The sequence below is a fragment of the Actinospica sp. genome (assembly GCF_035552695.1).
Classification (GTDB): Bacteria; Actinomycetota; Actinomycetes; order Streptomycetales; family Catenulisporaceae; genus Actinospica.
This window is the reverse complement of sequence record NZ_DASZKT010000184.1, coordinates 1-20,317: the sequence shown is the minus strand read 5'-3', so window position 1 is coordinate 20,317 and position 20,317 is coordinate 1. Positions and strand designations below refer to the sequence as shown.

Annotated in this window: 14 protein-coding genes and 2 pseudogenes; 9 read left to right on the top strand and 7 right to left on the bottom strand. The window is 68.4% G+C overall.

All coding sequences use genetic code 11. The features are described from left to right. Positions 1-321 (bottom strand): annotated as a pseudogene (locus VG296_RS21430) (glycoside hydrolase family 3); the annotation flags it as partial. A gap of 302 nt (positions 322-623) precedes the next feature. Here VG296_RS21430 and VG296_RS21425 point away from each other — a divergent pair. Beyond that, positions 624-2,618, top strand: a complete 1,995-nt coding sequence (locus VG296_RS21425; RefSeq protein WP_325568339.1) for a family 20 glycosylhydrolase — start codon at positions 624-626, stop codon at positions 2,616-2,618. Positions 2,619-2,639: 21 nt separating this feature from the next. After that, on the top strand, positions 2,640-3,626 hold the full coding sequence (locus tag VG296_RS21420) for an AraC family transcriptional regulator (protein WP_325568337.1): 987 nt from the start codon (positions 2,640-2,642) through the stop codon (positions 3,624-3,626). On the opposite strand, the gene VG296_RS21415 is transcribed toward VG296_RS21420, so the two are convergent. From VG296_RS21415 to VG296_RS21395, 5 genes are all read right to left on the bottom strand, one after another. Further along, on the bottom strand, positions 3,539-4,459 hold the full coding sequence (locus tag VG296_RS21415; RefSeq protein ID WP_325568336.1) for an intradiol ring-cleavage dioxygenase: 921 nt from the start codon (positions 4,457-4,459) through the stop codon (positions 3,539-3,541). The two genes, VG296_RS21420 and VG296_RS21415, sit on opposite strands and share 88 nt — an antisense overlap. Further along, a complete protein-coding gene (locus tag VG296_RS21410; RefSeq protein ID WP_349259652.1) occupies positions 4,456-5,514 on the bottom strand; it encodes a maleylacetate reductase in 1,059 nt (352 codons plus the stop codon). The genes VG296_RS21415 and VG296_RS21410 overlap by 4 nt, the downstream gene beginning before the upstream one ends. Positions 5,515-5,525: 11 nt before the next feature. After that, the gene (locus tag VG296_RS21405; protein WP_325568332.1) at positions 5,526-7,316 is read right to left on the bottom strand and encodes an FAD-dependent monooxygenase; all 1,791 of its coding nucleotides are present in this window, start codon (positions 7,314-7,316) and stop codon (positions 5,526-5,528) included. Positions 7,317-7,448: 132 nt separating this feature from the next. After that, a complete protein-coding gene (locus VG296_RS21400; RefSeq protein WP_325568330.1) occupies positions 7,449-9,797 on the bottom strand; it encodes a hypothetical protein in 2,349 nt (782 codons plus the stop codon). A gap of 111 nt (positions 9,798-9,908) precedes the next feature. Next, complete coding sequence (locus tag VG296_RS21395) at positions 9,909-11,396, bottom strand: FAD-binding protein (protein ID WP_325568328.1); 1,488 nt, start codon at positions 11,394-11,396, stop codon at positions 9,909-9,911. A 198-nt stretch (positions 11,397-11,594) separates the two neighbouring features. Here VG296_RS21395 and VG296_RS21390 point away from each other — a divergent pair, with 198 nt between their 5' ends. The 3 genes from VG296_RS21390 to pntB all read left to right on the top strand — a co-directional run bounded on the left by VG296_RS21390 (position 11,595) and on the right by pntB (position 15,859). Next, positions 11,595-12,764, top strand: coding sequence for an Ig-like domain-containing protein (locus tag VG296_RS21390; protein ID WP_325568326.1), 1,170 nt, complete (start codon positions 11,595-11,597; stop codon positions 12,762-12,764). 158 nt (positions 12,765-12,922) lie between these two features. After that, positions 12,923-14,452, top strand: a complete 1,530-nt coding sequence (locus VG296_RS21385) for a Re/Si-specific NAD(P)(+) transhydrogenase subunit alpha (RefSeq protein WP_349259651.1) — start codon at positions 12,923-12,925, stop codon at positions 14,450-14,452. A gap of 3 nt (positions 14,453-14,455) precedes the next feature. Further along, positions 14,456-15,859 (top strand): Re/Si-specific NAD(P)(+) transhydrogenase subunit beta, encoded by a 1,404-nt coding sequence (gene pntB, locus VG296_RS21380; protein WP_325568322.1) that lies wholly within the window; start codon positions 14,456-14,458, stop codon positions 15,857-15,859. A gap of 162 nt (positions 15,860-16,021) precedes the next feature. Here pntB and VG296_RS21375 read toward each other — a convergent pair whose 3' ends face one another. Continuing rightward, positions 16,022-16,909 (bottom strand): hypothetical protein, encoded by an 888-nt coding sequence (locus VG296_RS21375; RefSeq protein ID WP_325568321.1) that lies wholly within the window; start codon positions 16,907-16,909, stop codon positions 16,022-16,024. 102 nt (positions 16,910-17,011) lie between these two features. Here VG296_RS21375 and VG296_RS21370 point away from each other — a divergent pair, with 102 nt between their 5' ends. The 4 genes and pseudogenes from VG296_RS21370 to VG296_RS21355 form a co-directional block, all read left to right on the top strand. Continuing rightward, a complete protein-coding gene (locus VG296_RS21370; protein ID WP_325568319.1) occupies positions 17,012-17,206 on the top strand; it encodes a hypothetical protein in 195 nt (64 codons plus the stop codon). A 52-nt stretch (positions 17,207-17,258) separates the two neighbouring features. Then, complete coding sequence (locus VG296_RS21365; RefSeq protein ID WP_325568317.1) at positions 17,259-17,420, top strand: hypothetical protein; 162 nt, start codon at positions 17,259-17,261, stop codon at positions 17,418-17,420. Positions 17,421-17,573: 153 nt separating this feature from the next. Then, the gene (locus VG296_RS21360) at positions 17,574-19,694 is read left to right on the top strand and encodes a beta-galactosidase (protein WP_325568315.1); all 2,121 of its coding nucleotides are present in this window, start codon (positions 17,574-17,576) and stop codon (positions 19,692-19,694) included. A 71-nt stretch (positions 19,695-19,765) separates the two neighbouring features. After that, positions 19,766-20,317 (top strand): annotated as a pseudogene (locus VG296_RS21355) (coagulation factor 5/8 type domain-containing protein); the annotation flags it as partial.

Sequence of the window (20,317 nt, the reverse complement as noted above, 5' to 3'; positions counted from 1 at the left end):
GGCCACACCCACCGGCGCCGGCAACTGAGTCACGTTACCCAACCCGTCACCCACCCCCGCCGGACCATCCTGCAAATTCAACGCCGGAATACACAACGAACCGATCGCCGGAGTAAACCCCACATAACTCGACCCACCCGAACCGGTCATCAACTCCACCTCCTGAGCCAACGACATCCTCGCCACCAACTGACTGACCCGCTGCGAAATCGGAGCAGACGAGCCAACCCACGGACAGGCAGCCGAAGCGGCCGAGGCGACCGGGGCGGCGGCGACGGCGGCCACGCCGGACGAACCGGCGATCAACGTCAGGGTGAGCATTCGCGCGGCGTGTGCACGAAGAATCCGGCGCGCGGGGCGGCCGGGGCTTGGTGGATCAGTGCGTCGTTGCACAGTTCCTCCTACCAGAGGGATATTGTTGTCTAAGACAACTTATAGGCACCGCGTATGAAACACCCGCGCCAGCTCCACGTCAAGACTTCATGAAAAAGAGGACTGGCACGGCCCTACAAAGTTGTGCGCCACAGCAAATTTCTCGGCGGCGCGCCCTTGCGATCACCGCCACGCGGGTGAACACTGCCCCTTACCCACACTCGTCTAGACCACCCAGGCCTCGGATCACCATGCGACGTATCAGGCTTCGATCCACCACGGCACTTCTCGTACCGCTCCTCGTGATCGGCTTCATGCCCGGCGCCGTCGGCGCCTCGGCGAGTGCCAGCGCGACGTCGAGCGCGACGGCCACGAGCTCGATGAACGAGCTGGTGCCCGAGCCAGCGAGCGTGCAGGCGAACACCGCGGCCTCGTATCAGATCACTGCGAGCACGGCGATCTACACCGACGCGAGTTCGAGTGCCGCGGGCCAGGTCGGTAATTACCTCGCCGGAATCTTCGATCCGTCGACGGGCTACACACTTCCGGTCGAGCAGACCTCGACGACACCCAGCGGCGGGATCGCCCTGCTGCTTTCCGGTGCACCCTCGAGCGTCGGCTCCCAGGGCTACACACTGGACGTCACCGATTCCGGCGTCGTCATCCGCGCCGAGCAGCCAGCGGGCCTCTTCGCCGGTGTTCAAACCCTGCGACAGTTGCTGCCCGCGCAGATCGAGGCCAAGACGGTGCAGCCGGGCCCGTGGACGGTGCCCGGCGGATCAATCCTCGACTACCCCCGCCTGGCGTATCGCGGCGCGATGCTGGACGTCTCACGGCACTTCTTCTCCGTCGCCGATGTCGAGAAGTACATCGACCAGCTCGCGCTCTACAAAATCAACTACCTGCATCTGCACCTGAGCGACGATGAGGGCTGGCGGCTCGCGATCAACGGCTGGCCGAACCTGGCGACCGTCGGTGGGTCCACTCAGGCCGGCGGCGGCAGCGGCGGGTACTACACCCAGACGCAGTACCAGCAGATCGTCTCCTACGCCGCCTCCCGCTACGTCACGATCGTGCCCGAGATCGACATGCCCGGTCACTTCACCGCCGCCCTCGCCTCCTACGGCGAGCTGAACTGCAATGGGACCGCGCCTCCGGTCGACACCAGCACCGGCACGCTGAGCAACTCGATCTGCACCACCGCGTCGATCGCGAAGACCTTCATCGACGACGTCATCGGCCAGATCGCCGCGCTGACCCCCGGTCCGTACATCTCCATCGGCGGCGACGAAGCCCAAGGCGTCAGCGCGAGCGACTACGCCGACTTCATGACGTGGGCGCAGCAGGACGTGGACAAGTACGGCAAGACCGCGATCGGCTGGGACTCGATCCTCAACTCCACCGTCGCCTCCTCGACCGTCGCCGAGTACTGGGGCGCCACCAGCGCGTCCACCGTCGCGGCGGCCGCGAACAACGGCACGAAGCTGATCATGGCCCCGGCATCTGTCGCGTACATGGACCAGAAGTACAACACGTCCACGATCATCGGCCTGGCCTGGGCGAACTACATCAGCCTGCAGACCGCATACGGCTGGGACCCGGCAACGTATCTCTCCGGCGTCCCCGCCTCAGCCATCCTCGGCATCGAAGCACCCGTGTGGACGGAGACCGCCGACACGATCACCGACGTCGACTACCTCGCCTTCCCGCGCATCACCGCGTACGCCGAACTCGGCTGGTCCCCCGAGTCGGTCACTACCGCCAGCGGCGCGTACGCCGGATTCGCCGCCCGCGTCGCGGCGCAGGGCTCGCGCTGGAACGAACTCGGCATCACCTACTACCCGAACGGGCCGACCGGGCCGGCCGGCTCCGGGATCGCGGGCAAGTGCCTCGACGTGAAGGGCGGCCAGTCCGCCGACTTCACCGCGGTCGATCTGAACTCTTGCAACGGCAGCCAGGGACAGTCGTGGTCGCTGGGGGCGGACGGCACGGTCCAGGCCCTCGGCAAGTGTCTCGACGTGAAGGGCGGCGGCACGTCCAACGGCACGACCGTGGACCTCTACACGTGCAACGGCACCGGCGCCCAACAGTGGCAATGGTCGAGCAACGGCACCTACGGCGAGTCCCTCACCAACCCGCAATCGGGCCGCTGCCTCGACGACCCCGGCGCCACCACCACGAACGGAACCCAACTGCAGCTCTACAGCTGCAACGGCACCCTCGCGCAGGTGTGGCGACTGCCGTGAACCCGGCTCTAAGCTGAGGTTATGGCGTCCGCCCTATCCGGCCCGGTGCGGTTCAGCACCGTCGGGCTTCCCGACGGGCAGCGCATCGCGAGGTGGGAGGCGCACAACGCGGATGCGCTGATCGGGCTGCGCTGCCGGTCGCTCGACGAGCGGACGCTGGAGGCCACGGAGATCAACCTGCAGTTGCCGACGCTGCACCTCGCGCGGGTGATCGGGCCCTCGCATCTGGTCGAGCGCACGACGGAGATCATCCGGCGTGCGCCGTCGGACGCGTTCGCCTGTTACTTCAGCCTGGTCGGAGAGGCGTTCTTCTACCACGACGACGGCATCCGCACGCTGCGGCCGGGTCAGTTGGTGATCTGCGACGCGGACCGGCCGTTCGTGCGCGGGTTCTCGCGGGGCCTGGAGGAGCTGGTCGTGAAGGTGCCGCGCGAGCGCTTCCGCGAGGCCACCGGCATCGACTCGCTGAGCGAGCCGCGCACGCTGGATTTCGCGCACGGCGGTGACCTGCACGCGCGGACGCTCGCCCGGCTGGTCGGCGCGGCGGTCCGATCCGAGGGCGAGGGCCCGGTCGACGACGAGACGCTGCTCGGCCTGCTCGGAGCGCTGCTGGCCGATGACCGACCGGGCGCGGTCGGCGCGGCCCACCTGGCGGCGGCGAAGACGTACGTCGAGGAGCACCTCACCGAATCCGGACTCAACGCGGCCCGGATCGCCGGGGGCGTCGGCATCAGCGAACGGCACCTGTCCCGCGTGTTCGCGCCGAGCGGGACCACGGTGCCGCAGTACGTGCTCGGGCGTCGGCTGGAGCGGGCACGGACCATGCTGGCCGAGGGCGTCGGCGTGCTCAGCGTCGCGGAGGTCGCGGCCGCGACCGGCTTCGGTTCGGCGGCACGCTTCTCGCACATGTTCAAGGAGCGCTACGGCGTGCGCGCGACCGACGTGCTGCTCGGTGCGCGCGCCGCATCGGCGAGCACGATGTCGAAGCGGACCCGGGACCACGCCTGACCGGTCAGATCGCGGCCGTCCGGGGTCGGCGTGCCGGGGGTCTGCAGTCCGAAGTCCTTGATCAGGGACTCCTTGACGCCGAAGACCGCGTCGGAGCCGAGCAGTTCGTCGCCGCGCACGAAGATGTGCGTCACGAGCGTCCGCTTCTCGGGGGCGGTGACCATGAAGTGCAGGTGGGACGCGCGCATCGGCGAGCGCCCGGTGGCCGCCAGCAGTCGGCCGACCGGTCCGTCGTGCGGAATCGGGTACGGGGTGGGTGTCAGGGCCCAGAAGGCGTAGCGGCCCTCGGCGTCGGTGAACAGGTGCGCCCGCGCGGCGCTGCGCTCGTCGTCGTATTGGACGTCGTAGAAGCCGTCCGCGTCCGCCTCCCACACCTCGATGCGGGCGCCGGCGAGCGGCTTGCCTGCGTTGTCGGTCACCGTGCCATCGACCCAGCACGGCTCCCCCACCGCGCCACGGGAGATGTCGCCGCCGACCTCGATCGCGGGGCTGTTGTCGACGAAGAAGGGGCCGAAGACGGTGGCCTCGGTCGCGTCGCCGTCGGCCTCGTTGTTGATCGCGATGGTCTGCATCGACAGGCCGAGCACGTCCGAGAGCAGGATGAACTCCTGGCGGCGGTCGTCGGTGATGTGGCCGGCCGCGGTCAGGAACTCGATGGCCGCGGTCCACTCCCGCTCGGACAGCCGGACCTCGCGCGCGAAGTCGTGCAGGTGGCGGGTCAGCGCGTGGACCAACTCGAGCAGGCGGGGGTTGTCGCAGCTCTCGAAGGAGCGCAGGACTTGGGCGACGAGGTGGGTCTCGCGCGCCTGCTGCTCGGCGGAAACGGTGGTCATCGCGGATCGTTTCCTTCCCATGCCGCGGACAGAAGTTCAGCGATGTTCTCACGGGTGACCGGACGCGGGTTCCCGGGCGGCACGGCGGCGAGCACCGCGTCGGCCGCGGCCGCGATTCCGTCCCCGGGCATGCCCAGATCGCGCAGCGCTCGGGGTGCGTCCAGTTCCTCGCGCAACTGCCGCAGCCCTTCGACGGCATCCGAGGCGTCGAAGGCCGCTGCGATCAGCCGTCGGGCATCGTCGGCGTACGGAGCGTTGAAGGCGAGGACGTGCGGCAGGACGACGGCGTGCGTCTGCGCGTGCGGCAGGTTGAACATTCCGCCGAGGACGTGGCAGATCTTGTGGTGCAGGCCGGAGCCCGCGGAGGCGAACGCGTGCGCCGAGAGGTAGGCGCCGTAGAGCGCGTACTCGCGGCCTTCGATTCCGGCCGGTTCCTTGACGATCTGCGGCAGACCGAGACGCAGGGCTCTGATCCCCTCGGCGGCCAGCGCGCGGTCGATCGGGTCGGCGCGCGGTGCCCACATCGAATCCACGCAGTGCGCGAGCGCGTTCAGGCCGGAGGCCACGCTCAGCTCGACCGGAAGGCCGACCGTCAGGGCCGCGTCGTACACGATGGCCCGTGGCAGAACCTTGTCATCGACGCCGGTGGTCTTGCGCGCGCCTTCGGTCAGGCCCCACATGTTGGTGGCCTCGGAACCGGCGTACGTGGTGGGCACCGCGACGATCGGCAGTCCGCTGGTCAGCGCCACAGCCTTGGCCAGGCCTGTCGCCGATCCGCCGCCGATGCACACGAGCGCGTCGACGCGGTCGGCTTCGGCGGCCTCACGTGCACGTTCGGCCACCTCGACCGGCACGTGCATCACGACCTCGTGGTGCCAGCGCACGACAGGCTGACCATCGGCGACCGTGTGAGCGAGTTCGCGGCCGCCTTCGGTCGCGATCACCATCACCCGCGACGCGCCGAACGCCTCGATCTCGGCGGCCAGGTTCTCCCGCGCTCCGCCGGTGCCGAACCGAACCCGCTGCGGCAGGCTCACGTGCTCGAACTTCATCATGCTCACCATGATCACAATCTTCCCAGGATAGCGGCCATGGCCGCACGCAGCGCGCCCTCCGGGTCCTCGGGAAGCCCCGTCGCGCAACGCCACGCGATGTGCTTGTCGGGCCGCACGAGCAGCGCGCCGCCCTCCTCGACCTCCCGCAGCTTGGCCCAGTCGTAGTACAAGTCGGTGACCGCACGGCCCGGGCCGATCACCACGGCCGACAGCGGCACGCCGAACTCGCGGGCGACCTTCTCCGCCGCGCTCTCCCAGGCCTCGCCGGCGATTCCGGTGATCAGTGTCCACCGCGTGTACGGGGCCAGATCCATCATGGCCAGCCGATGCATGCTGTCGCCGACCCACGCGTGCGGCAGATGCGAGCCGGGGACCGTGGACATCGCGTAGTAGAGGTCCGCGTCCTTCGACACCGGAGGCACGGAGCCGTCCGGCACGATCGCGGTCGACATGTAGAACTGGCCCAACTCCACCCCGTGCGCGTTGAACTCGTAGTTCTTCAGCTCCATCGCACGCAGCAGCGCGGCACGCTTGGCCGCGCCCTCGGGCGTGTTCGCCTTCCGTTCCTCGATGGCGGCGGTCATCGCGGCCTCGTCCTCGGCCTCCAGCACGCCGAGCGCGGCGAAGATGTCCACGAACTCGCGGCTGGACCTGTTGGCCCGCTTCACGATCCGCTCCGCCACCGGCGCGCGCTCCGCCGTGTAGGTCTCCAGCAGCGAGGGATCCGCGTGTCCCCGCAGGACCGCCGCGAGCTTCCAGACCAGGTTGTAGGCGTCCTGAATGGAGGTGTTCGAGCCGAGGCCGTTGGACGGCGGGTGCCGGTGCACGGCGTCGCCCGCGCAGAAGACCCGGCCGTTCTGCAGGCGCGTCGCGTACATCTCGTTGTTGCCCCACAGGCTGGTCCCGGTGATCTCCACCTCGAGATCCGGCATCCCCAGCAGGTTGCGCACGATCTGCACGGCCGCGGCCTCGTTGACCACCGGCACCGGCTCGTTGATGTCGTAGCCCCAGACGACCAGCCACTCGTCCCACGGCCGGATCATCCGCACCAGGCCGGCGCCGATCCCGCCGACGTTCGAGCCCGGCTGAATCACCCAGTACAGCACCGAGGGCCGATGTGCCACGCGGGCACTGATATCGGCCTTGAACGTGATGTTCATCGACCCGGCGATATCCATCGCGCCCTCGAATGGCAGATCGATGTCGGCCGCCACTTTCGACCGGGCGCCGTCCGCACCGATCAGGTACTTGGCACGGATCTCGTACTCGTGTCCGGTCACCCGGTCGAGCACGGTCACGGTCACGCCGTCGGCGTCCTGGGTGTGCGACAGATACTCGGTGGAGAAGCGGGTCTGCGTGCCACGCTGGGTCGCGTGCCGGACGAGGATCGGCTCCAGGTAGGTCTGCGGGATGTCCACGGTCAGGCACGGCGACGCGAGCTGATAGTCCGCCTCGCGATCGGGCCGGGTACCCCAGGTGCGAATGCGGCCGATCTCCTCGCCCGCGATGCTCGTGCAGAACACCGTGTCGCCGACCAGCGCGTGCTCGGTCGCGTCGGCCAGCACCTGCTCCTCGATGCCGAGGTCGCGGAAGACCTCCATGGCCCGCTGGTTGGTGATGTGCGCCCGCGGCGTGTTCGCCGTCCACCGGTACTTCGTGATCATGATGTTGTCGATGCCGAGACTCGACAGCAGCAGCGCCGCCGTCGCGCCCGCGGGCCCCGAACCCACCACGACCACGTCCGTGGTCACGCGGCCGACCGGAAGCTCCGTGTCGGCCAATCCGTCCTTGAATTCCGGCACCGCGGTCACCTCTCAGGCCGTCGTCTTTGGCAGCGCGAGATCAGTATCCGTCGGCGGCCCCGCCACGGCTCGTCGTGTGGCCCGACTCGGCGGATAGCGAAAGAGGTGGCGGATTCCGCTCCCCGTTCGGGGTCAGCTCGCGGCCAGGATGTCCAACTGCTGCTGAGCCCAGGTGTAGGCCTCGGTGAGGTCTGCCGAGTTCGAGACCGCGACGCTGGTACTCACCTCGTAGTCGCCCTTCCACGCGAGCACCCGGACGGTTTCCCTCTGCAGGAGATCGGAGGTGCTGACCGGCGCGGCCAGGCAGAGAGAGTCGGGTACGGCCGTGTCGGTGCACACGCGGTTGGCGGCCGCGTCGCCCCCGTATTCGAGCAGCGCTGCCGCGTGGGCCTGCGCGGGGCTGGCGTACTTCAGCAGGACGGCGTCGGCCGTGGCACCGCTCGAGGCGGTCCAGGAGCGGTGCTCGCCGGAGACGAAACCGTCCGAGGCCAACCAGGTGTCGAAATCGTCGCTCGCGGTGGCCTCGTACTGCTCGGCGTACGCCGCGGCAGTGAGGATCTTGCTGCCCTGGTAGGACGAATCGGTCGTGTCGGTCGCACCGGGCGGCGGCGGCATCAGGCACTCGCCCGAGGCGGCGCACGCGCTCGGCTTCGCGGCCGGGAGCGTGGGCGCGGACAGCGAGAACAGGCCCATGGGCACGGTCTGCGCGCTCACCTGGATCCGGTCGACCTGCGGCTCGGCCCAACTGTTCGCCGTGCCCGAGTCGAAGGACCCGTAGAAGTACTCCCAGCCCATGACGATCACGTTGCCGACGGTGGTGGTGTACTCGAAGTCGATGAAGCCGTTCGAGTCGGTCTTGTTGGTGTACCAGGCCTGAGTTCCCGAGGTATTGGGGATGCTGTAGCTCACCCCGCTCAGGCCGCCGCCCCAATCGGGTTCGTTGAAGTTGCCGCCGGCCAGCTTCGAGGCACCGGCCGCGGTGACGGTCTGGATCAGGTAGATGTCGGCCTGCTCGAAGGCGCTGTTGACCGTCCAGGCCTCGTGCGCGATGCCCGTCACCCCGTCCGCGGCGAAGGCCCCCAGCACCTGCTGCTGTTCCGCGGCCGACCCTGCCTCCCACCACAGGTGCACGAACTGGGCCGTGCTCAGCGTGGAACCGGAGACCCAGCGCGAGTCCGACGGACTGACCCACGCCTGGCCGTCGCCCGGCGCCGCCTCCAGGCAGGTCTGCAGCCCGGAGCCGCACGCGACCTGCTCGGTGCCCGGAGCGCTCGGCGCCGGGTCGGCCGCCGGGGCGGGAGCGGTGCGCAGGGACGCCAGTTCGGTGCCGGCCCAGTTCCGCAGGTCCGGCGCGCTCAGCTGGTTCGGGCTGGAGTAGGCGACGTTGAGCACCATCTGGCCGACGACGGTCGAGTAGGCCGCGTCGAAATCGCCCTTGGAGTCGGCCTTGACGGCGGCGTGCGCCTCGGCGGTCGTGTCACCGGGGATCGCGATGCTCGAACCCGGGTACGCCGCCAGGATCTCGGCCGAACGGGTCGAATTCCACTCCTGCGCGCCCTTCCGAGTATTGAAGTCGAGCAGCACGATGTCGACGTTGTTGCCGTCGACGGCGTTCCAGTCGTTGTGCACGATCGTCTTTTCGCCGTCCTGGTCCAGCAAGCCCTGAGTCTCGCCGCCGACTCCCGGGCTGTCGGTGACGATGTGACTGGCGTACGCATCCGTACTGGACACCGTCCGCTGCGGCCACTGGTCGTTGCCGCTGCTGCTGCCGAGCTGTACTCCACCGGCCGGAGCCTTGATCAGGCACGAGGTGAGGCTGGACGGCTTGCACGTGACCGCGGTGACGACGGAGTCGCCGCTGCGCCCGGGAAGCAGAACGTATATCCCGGCGGAAATCAGCCCGAGCAGCACGACCCCCGCACCGACGATCAACAGCAGCCGCTTGCGCTTGGCCTTGGCCGCGGCCGGATCGGGAGCGGGAGCGGGCGGATAAGGGGCCTGCTGGATGAAGTTGGGATAGCCGTAGGCGACCGGCTGGGGGCTGGTCTGCTGCGGAAAGGTTGGTTGCGGAAACGTTGGTTGCGGATACGTCGGCTGTAGAGGCTGCGGGTAGGGACCCTGCGCGTAGCCCGGCTGCGGAAAGCCCTGCTGAGGGAAGCCTGGCTGCGGGACGGGCGGAACGGGCGGGACAGGCCCGAGCGGTGCCGCGCTCGGCGGATTCGAGCTCTGCGGATTCGCGCTCGGCGGATTCGTACTCGGCAACAGTGTGCTCGACGGCGGCGGAGCTGTGCTCGCCGGTACTGTGCTCGACGGCGGCGGATTCGTGTTCGCCGGAACCGTACTCGCCGGTACTGCGCTCTGCGGCATCGTGCTCGGCGGCACCGGCGTCTGCGTCGTAGGCACCTGGTCCGCGGTCTCCGGCGCGGTCGGCCGATCTGACGGATCCTCCACGTGCCCGTCCGTGGATTCCGATCCTGACATGCACGTCTCCCCACTCCGAGGCGCAACTGTTCGCGCGCAGACCTTAGCAGCCCACTGACTCGCGGGATACGGCGCGAAAGCACAATTCGTTTGTGGGAACGGGTCGACCTTCTAGCGTTTCGCGCTCCGGGAAGGTGCGAAGACGCCCTGACCCGGCGTCATGACGCGGTGGGGGTCGAATCGGCGCTTCAGCGCGTCGAACCGGGCGAGCTCCGGTCCGTACTGGCGTGCCCAGTCCTCGGACGTCAGATCCGGGATCGAGCCGATCGGATACTGCGTGGCGCCGACCGCCACCGCGTTGTCGTAGAGGGTCCGGTTGCGCGCGAGCGCCTCGGCGACGGAGATCGAGTCCGTGTCGGGTGACGCGGTGCGCAACAGTGCGAAGAGGAACGCCAGGTCGCCGTCCGGGGTCCGCACGAACGGCCGAGTCAACAGCCGGGTGGGAACCGGGTAGAGCAGCACGACGCCGCTGCTGCCGATGTCGCTCGCGGTGAGATTCGCGAGCGTGGACTGCATGTATGTGTCGACGGTCGTGTCGGGCAGGAAGAGGTTGACCCACGGGTGCGGGTCGTACCACTCGCCGGTCGATTCCAGATAGGTGATCGCGGGCGCGAGTTGGTTGACGAAGTCGGCGTACGAGGAGTCCACGGTCGCCGGGGTTCCGGTGTAGCTAAGACCTTCGAGTACGGTCGCGTCGACCGGAGGCTCGCTCGCGTCGTAGTAGACGGCGCCCTCCAGGGCGAAGTCCCAGCCGTTCGGGGTCGACGGGCTCAGCTGGCCTTCGAGCCAGTTGAACCGTCCGTCCCCGATGGTCTTCCGCTGGTCAGCGGTGAGCGCTGCAACGGTCGGATAGGCGAGCGTGTACTCGCGCACCATCTGCGGGGCCGGAACAAGCGCGATGGACGCGCGGGTGATCACGCCGAACTGCCCGAGGCCGCCGAGTACGGCCTCGAACACGTCGCGGTGTTCGGTGGCCGAACACCGCACGATCTCGCCCGCACCGGTGACGACCTGCAGCCCGGTGACCGTGTCGACCTGGGCCCCGAAGTGCGAACTGGCGCCGCCGAAGCCGCCGACCGACAACGTCCCGCCGACCGAGAGCTCGATGTAGTCGGGGAAGACCGGCGGCGTCAGGCCGTGGCCCACACTGTCGGTGAGCACGGCGTGCCACAGGGCCCCGGCCTGCGCGGTGACGGTGTTCCCGGCGGGGTCGACGGTGATCGAATCGAGCGTGCTCATGTCGATCACCACGCCCGAGCTCACCTGCGCCTGGCCGTAGGTCTGATGGCCCTGGCCGCGCGGTGCGACCGGGATGCCGAGCGGACCGGCGAATCGAATCAGCGTCGCGACGTCCTCCACCGAACCCGGCAGCAGCACGGCCACCGGAGTGCGATGGATGATGTGGCCGTAGTCGTCTTCGTACGGCGCGAGGTCGTCGTTCGGCAACAGGAGCTTTCCGTCGAGCGGCGGCAGCTTCGCGAATGACGGCTCGTCACTCGCGGTCGTCGCCCACGCGCGAGTCCCCGGGTCGAAGCCGGTCACGACTGCCGCGCCCGCGAGGGCGAGCAGAAAACCGCGGCGGCTGGCACCTTCGCCCACTCGGACCCCCCTCGCCTTCACATCAGAGCTCGTACACCAGGCTACGCGGTGGCCGCACTCCGGAGAAGAGCGTTCTTCGACGCGTTCGGCCGAACGGGCGGTTTCGTGATCTTGCCCGGAGTGGCCTCCCGGCGCGGACCGGACGGGCCGCCAGGATGAATGACCGTTGTCAACGATCAGATGGATCCATGCCGGAGGGTGGTAGTCACGGTGCTTCTCGCCGGAAAAGGGATCAGCAGCAGGGCCGCGCTGACGTGCGTCACGGCGGCGCTGGCGCTGGTGGCCGGCGCGGCGGGGCCGTGCGCGGCCGCCACCGCTGGCCACTACGCGAGCTTCGACTTCGGCTCCGGACAGGTCAGCGTCCCGGCCGCCGGCTTCCCGGCCGCGCACATCGCGACGGACAGCACGAGCCCGTCCTCGCCCTCCGGAACCAGCGCGTTCCTCAACACGTCGACGCCCTTCGGACAGGCCTTCGGCAGCTCACAGGGCCAGCCTTACGCGCTGCTGCACCTCGCCTCGGGCCGGAAGCCGTCCACGACGGTCGTGACCTTCGACGCGCCGCCCGCCGCGGACACGTGGGGCTTCGCGCTCGGCGATGTCGACGCGGAGAACGTCCAGGTCACGGCGTACGCGCCGGATGGCACGGCGCTGCCGGTGTCCGACCTCGGCTTCGCGGGAACCTTCAACTACTGCAGCGGTTCGCCGCTGCCGAGCACGTGCCACGGGACGACGGGCACCGACCAGCCGACCTGGAACGCCTCCACGGGCACCCTGCGGGGCAACGTCGCCGACACGGATGGTGCGTCCGGTTGGTTCCAGCCGAACACGCGGATCGGCAAGCTGGTCTTCACGGCCACGCTCAACTCCGGGATCCCCGCGTTCCAACTCTGGATCGCCGCGCACGACCAGCCCCCGGCCTCGCCGCCCGCCTCCCCGCCTGCCTCGCCCCCGCCGCCGCACCATCATCACCACCACCCCGAGCCGGCGGCGCACAACGAGCCCGCCCCGCCCACCGACGAGCCGATCGGCACCGCGCCGGGCGAGCCCGTCACCATCCCGGTGTGCCCCGGCACCACGTGCACCTTCGATGTCGTGCACGAGCCCCAGCACGGCTCGCTCTCCACCGACCCGAACAACGACACCGTCACCTACTCCCCCGCCAGCGGGTTCTCCGGGCAGGACGAGTTCACCCTCAAGGTCACCAAGTCCGGTGGCAAGGTCGTCGTCGAGCGCTTCGAGGTCATGGTCGGACTGGCGCAGACCGGCGCCTACCACCTGCCCGAACTCGGCGCCGCGGGCGTGGCGCTGCTCCTCGTCGGCGGCGCTCTGACCCTTGGTCTGCGCAAGGCGCGGCGCTCCACGCGCTGAGTTCCACCGTGTCCGGCACGTGCTAGGGCATGACGGACTCAAAAACAAGTCTTGGACGAATCCCCCTCAGTTTCCTATGGTGGCGTCGCTAGCCCTGCCGCGTTTCAGCATCGGCAGGACACGATCGAGACCCGCTGAGGAGGGCTCGAACCATGACAATGCACATCGGAGTGCCCCGGGAGCGCCTGGCCGGCGAGACACGCGTGGCGGCGACGCCGCGTACCGTCGAGCAACTGCGCGCCCTGGGTTATGAAGTGATCATCGAACAGGACGCGGGTGTGCGCTCGTCGTTCGCCGACGACGCGTACACCGCCGCGGGAGCGAGCGTCGGCGGCCCGGACGAGGTCTGGGCCGCCGACGTCGTTCTCAAGGTCAACGCGCCGGACGCCGCCGAGATCGAGGGGCTGCACGAGGGGGTCACTCTCGTCTCGCTGCTCGCTCCGGGGCTGAACCCCGACCTTGTCGACGCGCTCTCGGCCAAGCCGGTCACCGTGCTGGCGATGGACGCGGTGCCGCGCATCTCGCGTGCGCAGTCGCTGGACGTGCTCAGCTCGATGGCCAACATCGCCGGATACCGCGCGGTGATCGAGGCGGCGCACCGGTTCGGCCGCTTCTTCACCGGACAGGTGACCGCGGCGGGCAAGGTGCCGCCGGCCAAGGTGCTGGTGGCCGGGGCCGGGGTGGCCGGGCTCGCGGCGATCGGCGCGGCCAGCAGCCTGGGCGCGATCGTGTACGCCACCGACCCGCGCCCCGAGGTCGCCGACCAGGTCAAGTCGCTCGGCGGCGAGTACCTCGCGGTGCAGTCGGCCGAGGCCGAGGTGAGCGCGAGCGGCTACGCCAAGGAGATGTCCCAGGACTACAACACGCTCGCCGAACGGCTCTACGCGCAGCAGGCGCCCGAGGTGGACATCATCGTCACCACGGCGCTGATCCCCGGCCGACCCGCACCGCGGCTGATCACCGGCGCGATGGTCGCCTCGATGCGCTCCGGCAGCGTCATCGTCGACATGGCGGCGGCCCAGGGCGGCAACGTGGAGGGCACCCGGGCCGGTGAGATCGTCGTCACCGGCAACGGCGTGACGATCATCGGCTACACGGATCTCGCCGGACGGCTTCCCGCGCAGGCCTCGCAGCTCTACGGCACGAACCTCGTCAACCTGATGAAACTGCTCACGCCGGGCAAGGACGGCGTGCTGGTACTCGATCTCGAGGACGTCGTCCAGCGCGGGATCACCGTCGTCAACCACGGCGAGAAGATGTGGCCGCCACCACCGGTGCAGGTCTCGGCCGCCCCCGCCGCAGCGGCGCCCGCCGCGGCCGTCAGGCCCGAGAAGCGGAAGATGTCCAACGCCCGCAAGCTCACGCTCACCGGGATCGGGGTCGCCGCGCTCTGGCTGATCAACGCGTTCGCGCCGCAGCCGCTACCGGAGCACTTCACGGTACTGATGCTCGCCACCGTCATCGGCTACTACGTCATCGGCAAGGTGCACCACGCGCTGCACACGCCGCTGATGTCGGTCACCAACGCGATCTCCGGGATCATCGTGGTCGGCGCGCTGCTGCAGATCGGAGACGGCAACACGATCATCAGGGTCCTGTCGTTCGTGGCGATCCTGCTCGCGTCCATCAACATCTTCGGCGGATTCGCCGTGACCCGCCGCATGCTCGGCATGTTCTCGAAGGGCTGATCCGTGACCGCGCAGAGCATCGCAGACGCCGCATACATCATCGCGGCCCTGTTGTTCATCCTCACCCTGGCCGGACTCTCCCGACACGAGACCTCCCGGCAGGGCATCGTCTTCGGCATCACCGGCATGGCCATCGCGCTCGCCGCCACCGTCGGCGTCGCCGTGCAGAACGCCGCCGCCATCGCCGTCACCCTGCTCGTCATCGCCGTCGCGTGCGGCGCCGTGATCGGCCTGTGGCGGGCCAGGATCGTCGAGATGACCGGCATGCCGGAACTCATCGCCCTGCTGCACAGCTTCGTCGGACTGGCCGCCGTCCTCGTCGGCTGGGACGGGTTCTACTCGGTCGAGCACACAGCAGGGCAGACCGAGTTCACCGGCTCCCTGCTGCACATCCACCACGCCGAGGTGTTCATCGGCGTGTTCATCGGCGCGGTCACCTTCACCGGCTCGATCGTCGCCAACCTCAAACTCTCCGCGCGGATGAAGTCCGCGCCGCTGATGCTGCCCGGCAAGAACTACCTCAACCTCGGCGCGCTGGCCGCGTTCGCGATCCTGACCGGCGTGTTCGTCGGCACCCCGAACCTCGGGCTGCTGATCGCGGTCACCCTCGTCGCACTCGCACTCGGCTGGCACCTGGTCGCCTCGATCGGCGGCGGCGACATGCCGGTCGTCGTCTCGATGCTCAACAGCTACTCCGGCTGGGCCGCAGCCGCGTCAGGATTCTTACTCAACAACAACCTCCTGATCGTCACCGGCGCGCTCGTCGGCTCGTCCGGCGCCTACCTGTCGTACATCATGTGCCAGGCGATGAACCGCTCGTTCATCTCGGTCATCGCCGGCGGCTTCGGCATCGAGGCATCAACCAACTCGGACACCGACTACGGCGACTACCGCGAGGTCAACTCCCAAGAAGTCGCCTCACTACTGACCAACGCGAAATCGGTGGTCATCACGCCCGGCTACGGTATGGCGGTCGCCCAGGCCCAATACCCCGTCGCCGAACTGACGCAACGGCTACGCGAGCGCGGCATCGACGTGCGCTTCGGCATCCACCCGGTCGCCGGACGCCTCCCCGGACACATGAACGTCCTACTGGCCGAGGCCAAAGTCCCCTACGACATCGTGCTCGAAATGGACGAGATCAACGACGACTTCACGGACACCTCGGTCGTCCTGGTCATCGGCGCCAACGACACCGTCAACCCCTCCGCCGCCGAAGACCCCAACTCGCCGATCGCCGGCATGCCGGTCCTACGCGTATGGGAAGCCGCCGACGTCATCGTATTCAAACGATCAATGGCAGCAGGCTACGCAGGCGTGCAGAACCCACTGTTCTTCCGGGAAAACAGCGGAATGCTCTTCGGCGACGCGAAAACCATGGTCGAGGAAGTACTACGAGCCATCTGATGCTCGTGCCATCTGAGCGCCTCGGCCGGTTCCCCTGGGACCAGGTATTCGAAGGCGCGGCAGAGCCCGAGCGCCGGATACGCCGCGGCTTCGGCCGCGGCGTATCCGGCGGGGTCTCAGGGTCGCCGAGCCGCGCCGTATCAGAGCTGTGTCAGAGCTGTGTCAGCCGCCCGCGGAGAGCGCATCGGTTTCGCCGCCGATCTCGCTCCAGCCGACGCCCGGCGCGAACTTGGCCACGTAGGTCAGGTCGGGCGCGAGTCCGTAGAGCGCGGTCTGACTGACGGCGAACTGCTCGCCCGGGCCGCCGATGGTCGTCCACTGGCCGGGTGTGCCGGAGTACTGCTCGATGTCGCCGGTCGCGGCGGAGATCGCGTACACGCCGTCGCCGCCCGCGTATACGGTGCGCACGCCGCCGCCGATCACGGTCCAGCTCTGACCGGAGCCGCTCCACTGCTCGACCGCACCGCTGGAGGTCACCACGTAGATCCCCGAGTCGCCGACCGTGAACAGAGCGTTGGAGGCGATAACGCTCCCACCGATCTGCGTCCACGAACCCGGCGTGCCGTTGTAGCGGTACACCGCGGTCGCGGCGGGATTCGTGGCGACGAGGCCGGCGCCGCCGGCGGCGATCGCGTTGGCGGGCCCGCCGATCTCGGTCCAGCCCTGCCCGGGACCGTTCCACACGGCGACGTAGTTCATCGAGGGCGCGAGTCCGTAAAGGTACTGACCGCCGATGGCGAACTCGTCGCCCGGCCCGCCGATCGTCGTCCACTGGCCCGGAGTGCCGGAATACTGCTCGATGTCTCCGCTCGTCGGATCGGTGGCGAACAGGCCCGGCGCGCCGAGATAGACCGCACTGGCCGGGCCGCCGACCTCCGTCCACGTGCCCTGACTGTAGTTGTACAGCGCGACGTACTGGTCGCAGGGTCCAAGTGCGGCGACGGTCTCGACGTACGGCGAGATCGAGTACACCCGGGCGCTCGCGACGGCCGGCGCGAGGCCGAACGAGGCGGCCAGCGCGACGGCGAGCGTCACTCTTCTGGATAGCATGTTAAATCCTCCCCTTGATATTTATGCTATCAGCCTTTTGCTGCCAACGGAGTGCCCGCGAGCCGTCTGAGCGTCCGGTTCGCGCCGCTGCGACGAACCGTCTTGACCGGACGACCGGACGACCGGACGGTCGAGTCGTCCCTGCGCAACGTGCTCGACGCGCCGGACGACAGGATCCTGCTCTACATCGACGTCATCGTCGGAACCCTGCTCCACCGGATGGGCATGACCGGCCGACCGATGGACGCTGCCGATGTCGCCGCGCTCACCGAGATGGTCGTGCGACACTTCGCGTAGCGGATCCTGGCCGAATTGCCATAAGGCACATTTGAGTGCTGCTTAAGCTGAGATGGCACGCGCCGAAGAATCTCAAGGGCCGACTTCGCGTCGCCGCATCCGGCGCGCGGCAGCCGCGAACGCCGCAGCTCAGCGTGGCACGCCCATCCTTGAACAATCCTTTGCCAAGCAAAATGAAATCGTCGGTATTCCCCCTAATTTCATGCCCGATTGATCCCCTGCCGGTTCCGGAACCAGCCGCTTCTCTCGACTGCGGGCGCACAGATGCGATAGAAATCGTCCGGCAATTGCTCTCCGCACCTACCGGAACGCGATGATATCCATGCAAAGATCGGCCGGCCGTCGCCCGCGCAAATACCCGATCCCGATGCCGGTGGCCCTCCTCGGAATCCTCGTGGTGATCGGCGCCCTGGTGACGGTCCCCTTCGTCACGGCGGGCGCCGCGACGCCGGCCGCGGCGCTCACCCCGCTGTGGTCCACACAGCTCGACTTCGACAACAATGGCGCCGCTTGGTCGGAGTCCAGCTTCGCCGCGCTGAAGTCCGACGGCTTGACCACCGCCGAGATCGACATGTCGTGGAACACGGTCGAGCCGAAGCAGGGCACGTTCAACTACACCGAGCTCGACCAGGAGATCGCCAACGCCTCGGCCGCCGGGGTCCACCTGGTGCTCATCTTCTGGTACTCCGGCTGGGGCGCCAGCCCCGCGTCCTGGGTCACCAGTCACGAGGTCAACAACGCCGGCGCGCAGAGCGGCACGCCGGCCTGGTGGGACTCCACCGACGAACCGGCCTACCTCACGTACGTGACCGACACGGTCAAGCACGTCGCGGGCGAGGCGGGATACGGCGGCAGCATCCTGGACTACGGGCGGCTCGACTCGGTGTGGGACAGCACGATCAGCGGCGACGTCGACGGCTGGGCCCAGGCCGACATCAACGAGTTCCACAACGTCTACCTGCCGCAGGCCTACAGCGGCATCAATGCGTTCAACAGCGCGAACAAGACGTCGTACACCTCGTTCTCACAGGTACCGGCGGCCACGCCCGGACAGGCGCTGGCCAACGTCTACCAGCTGTTCCGGCTCTGGAGCGTGCAGCAGGTCTACGGGCAGCTGGCCGCCGGCGTGCGCGCGGTCACCGCGTCCACGCCGCTGTACTACTACTTCGGCGGGCACGTCGGAAACTTCGCGAACTACGAGAACGTCCCCGAGGCGTTCTTCAGCCTCGCCAAGAAGTACACCGTCACCGTCATCGAGGACGCCGCGAATTCCACCGGCCTCAACCTGCTCTTCGCCAGCCTCGGACACGCGTACGGCGTGAACGTCGCGACGGAATGGACCGCGCCGAGCGACGCCTCGCTCTACGCTGCGCAGGCCGTGCAGTGGATCGGGAACTACGGCATGAACCTCCCCGACGGCGGCGGCACGGACTTCTTCATCCACGACGGCACGCAGAAGGACAAGGTCGGCTTCCCGATCTACATCAACTGGGTGTCCAACATCAAGAGCCTGTCCGGCTCGTACCCGCAGCAGCCGGTCGCCGTGTACCTCGACGACTCCCTGGCCTTCGGCAACACCTCCGGTCCCAGCCTCGGCGCGCCGGAGAACAACATCGCCACCGCATGGGACCAGTACCAGGGCGGCTTCTCCGTCGTCACCAGCGAGGAAGTCTCGACCGGGATCGTCAAGCTCTCGCAGTACAAGGCGATCCTGCCGATCAACGGCACGGACTCGAACCTGACGGCGTACAAGAACGCCGGCGGCACCCTGCTGACGGCAAGCTCTCAGCTGCCCCAGTACGCCCCCGCGTATGCGAGCCTGGCGAGCAGCGGCATCGTGCAGATCGTCCCGGTCGTCGCCTCCGGAAAGACCAGCGCCGAACTCACGCTCGCCGACATCAACGCGACGACCGCGTACAACAACGCGGTCACCATCAACCCGACCGGCCTCGGCCTGACCTCCGGCTCGTACCACCTGGTGAACGCCGGTGGCACGGTGATTCCGCAGAAGGCGGTCTCCGGCGGCATCTGCGCCAACGCCAGCCTCTCGGCCGCCTCGCTGGCCAAGTGGTCGGTCGTGGCCGGAGCCGTGCCCTCGGGAACCACCGCGCCCTCCAGCTGCGGCGGCAGCAGCACGCCGCCGCCCACGTGCGGCGATCTGACCGCGAACCAGCAGCTGACCGCCAATCAGTCGCTCGCGTCCTGCAACAGCACCTACAGCCTCAAGCTGCAAGGCGACGGCAACCTCGTTCTGTCCAAGACCGGCACCGCGCTGTGGTCCTCGGGCACCACCAACTCCGCGGCGACCCGGGCGACCATGCAGGGGGACGGCAACCTCGTCCTCTCCAGCAGTTCGGGCTCGACCGTGTGGTCCACCAAGACCAACGGGAACAACGGTGCGTACCTCGCCGTGCAGAACGACGGAAACGTCGTGATCTACAGCGCTGCCGGCACCGCGCTCTGGTCCACCGGAACCACCGGAAAGTAATCCGGGCGGACCCCTCGTGACGGCCCGGCCCCTCGTGGGTCGGGCCATTGCCCACCTCGCAAGGAGTACCAGTGTCACAATCGAATCGAAAGCTGCGCTTCGCGCTGATCGGCGGCGCCGCGCTGCTGGTCGCCGCGTCGATACCCATCGCGACCGTGGCCATGGCCACGAATACCAACACTGCCACCGCCGCGGCCGTGACCGGCGGTAGCGGCGCGAGCCTGCCGTACACCGAGGTTCAGGCGGAGAGCGAGCCGACGAGCGGTTCGATCATCGGCCCGAGCTACGCCCAGGGTCAGTTGGCTGACGAGGCGTCCGGCCGTAAGGCCGTAACCCTGCAGGGCACCGGCAAGTACGTCACCTTCACCACGCCGGTGGCCACGAACTCGATCGATTTCCGGTACAGCATCCCGGACACGTCGGATGGTTCGGTCTATACCGCTCCGTTGTCGCTGTACGTCAACGGGACCAAGCAGACCGATTTCTCGCTGACGAACGCGTATAGCTGGTACTACGGCAGCTACCCGTTCACCAACACCCCGAGCAGCGGTAACCCGCACCACTTCTACGACGAGACCCACCGGTTGTTCTCCACGACGTATCCGGCGGGCACGACCTTCAAG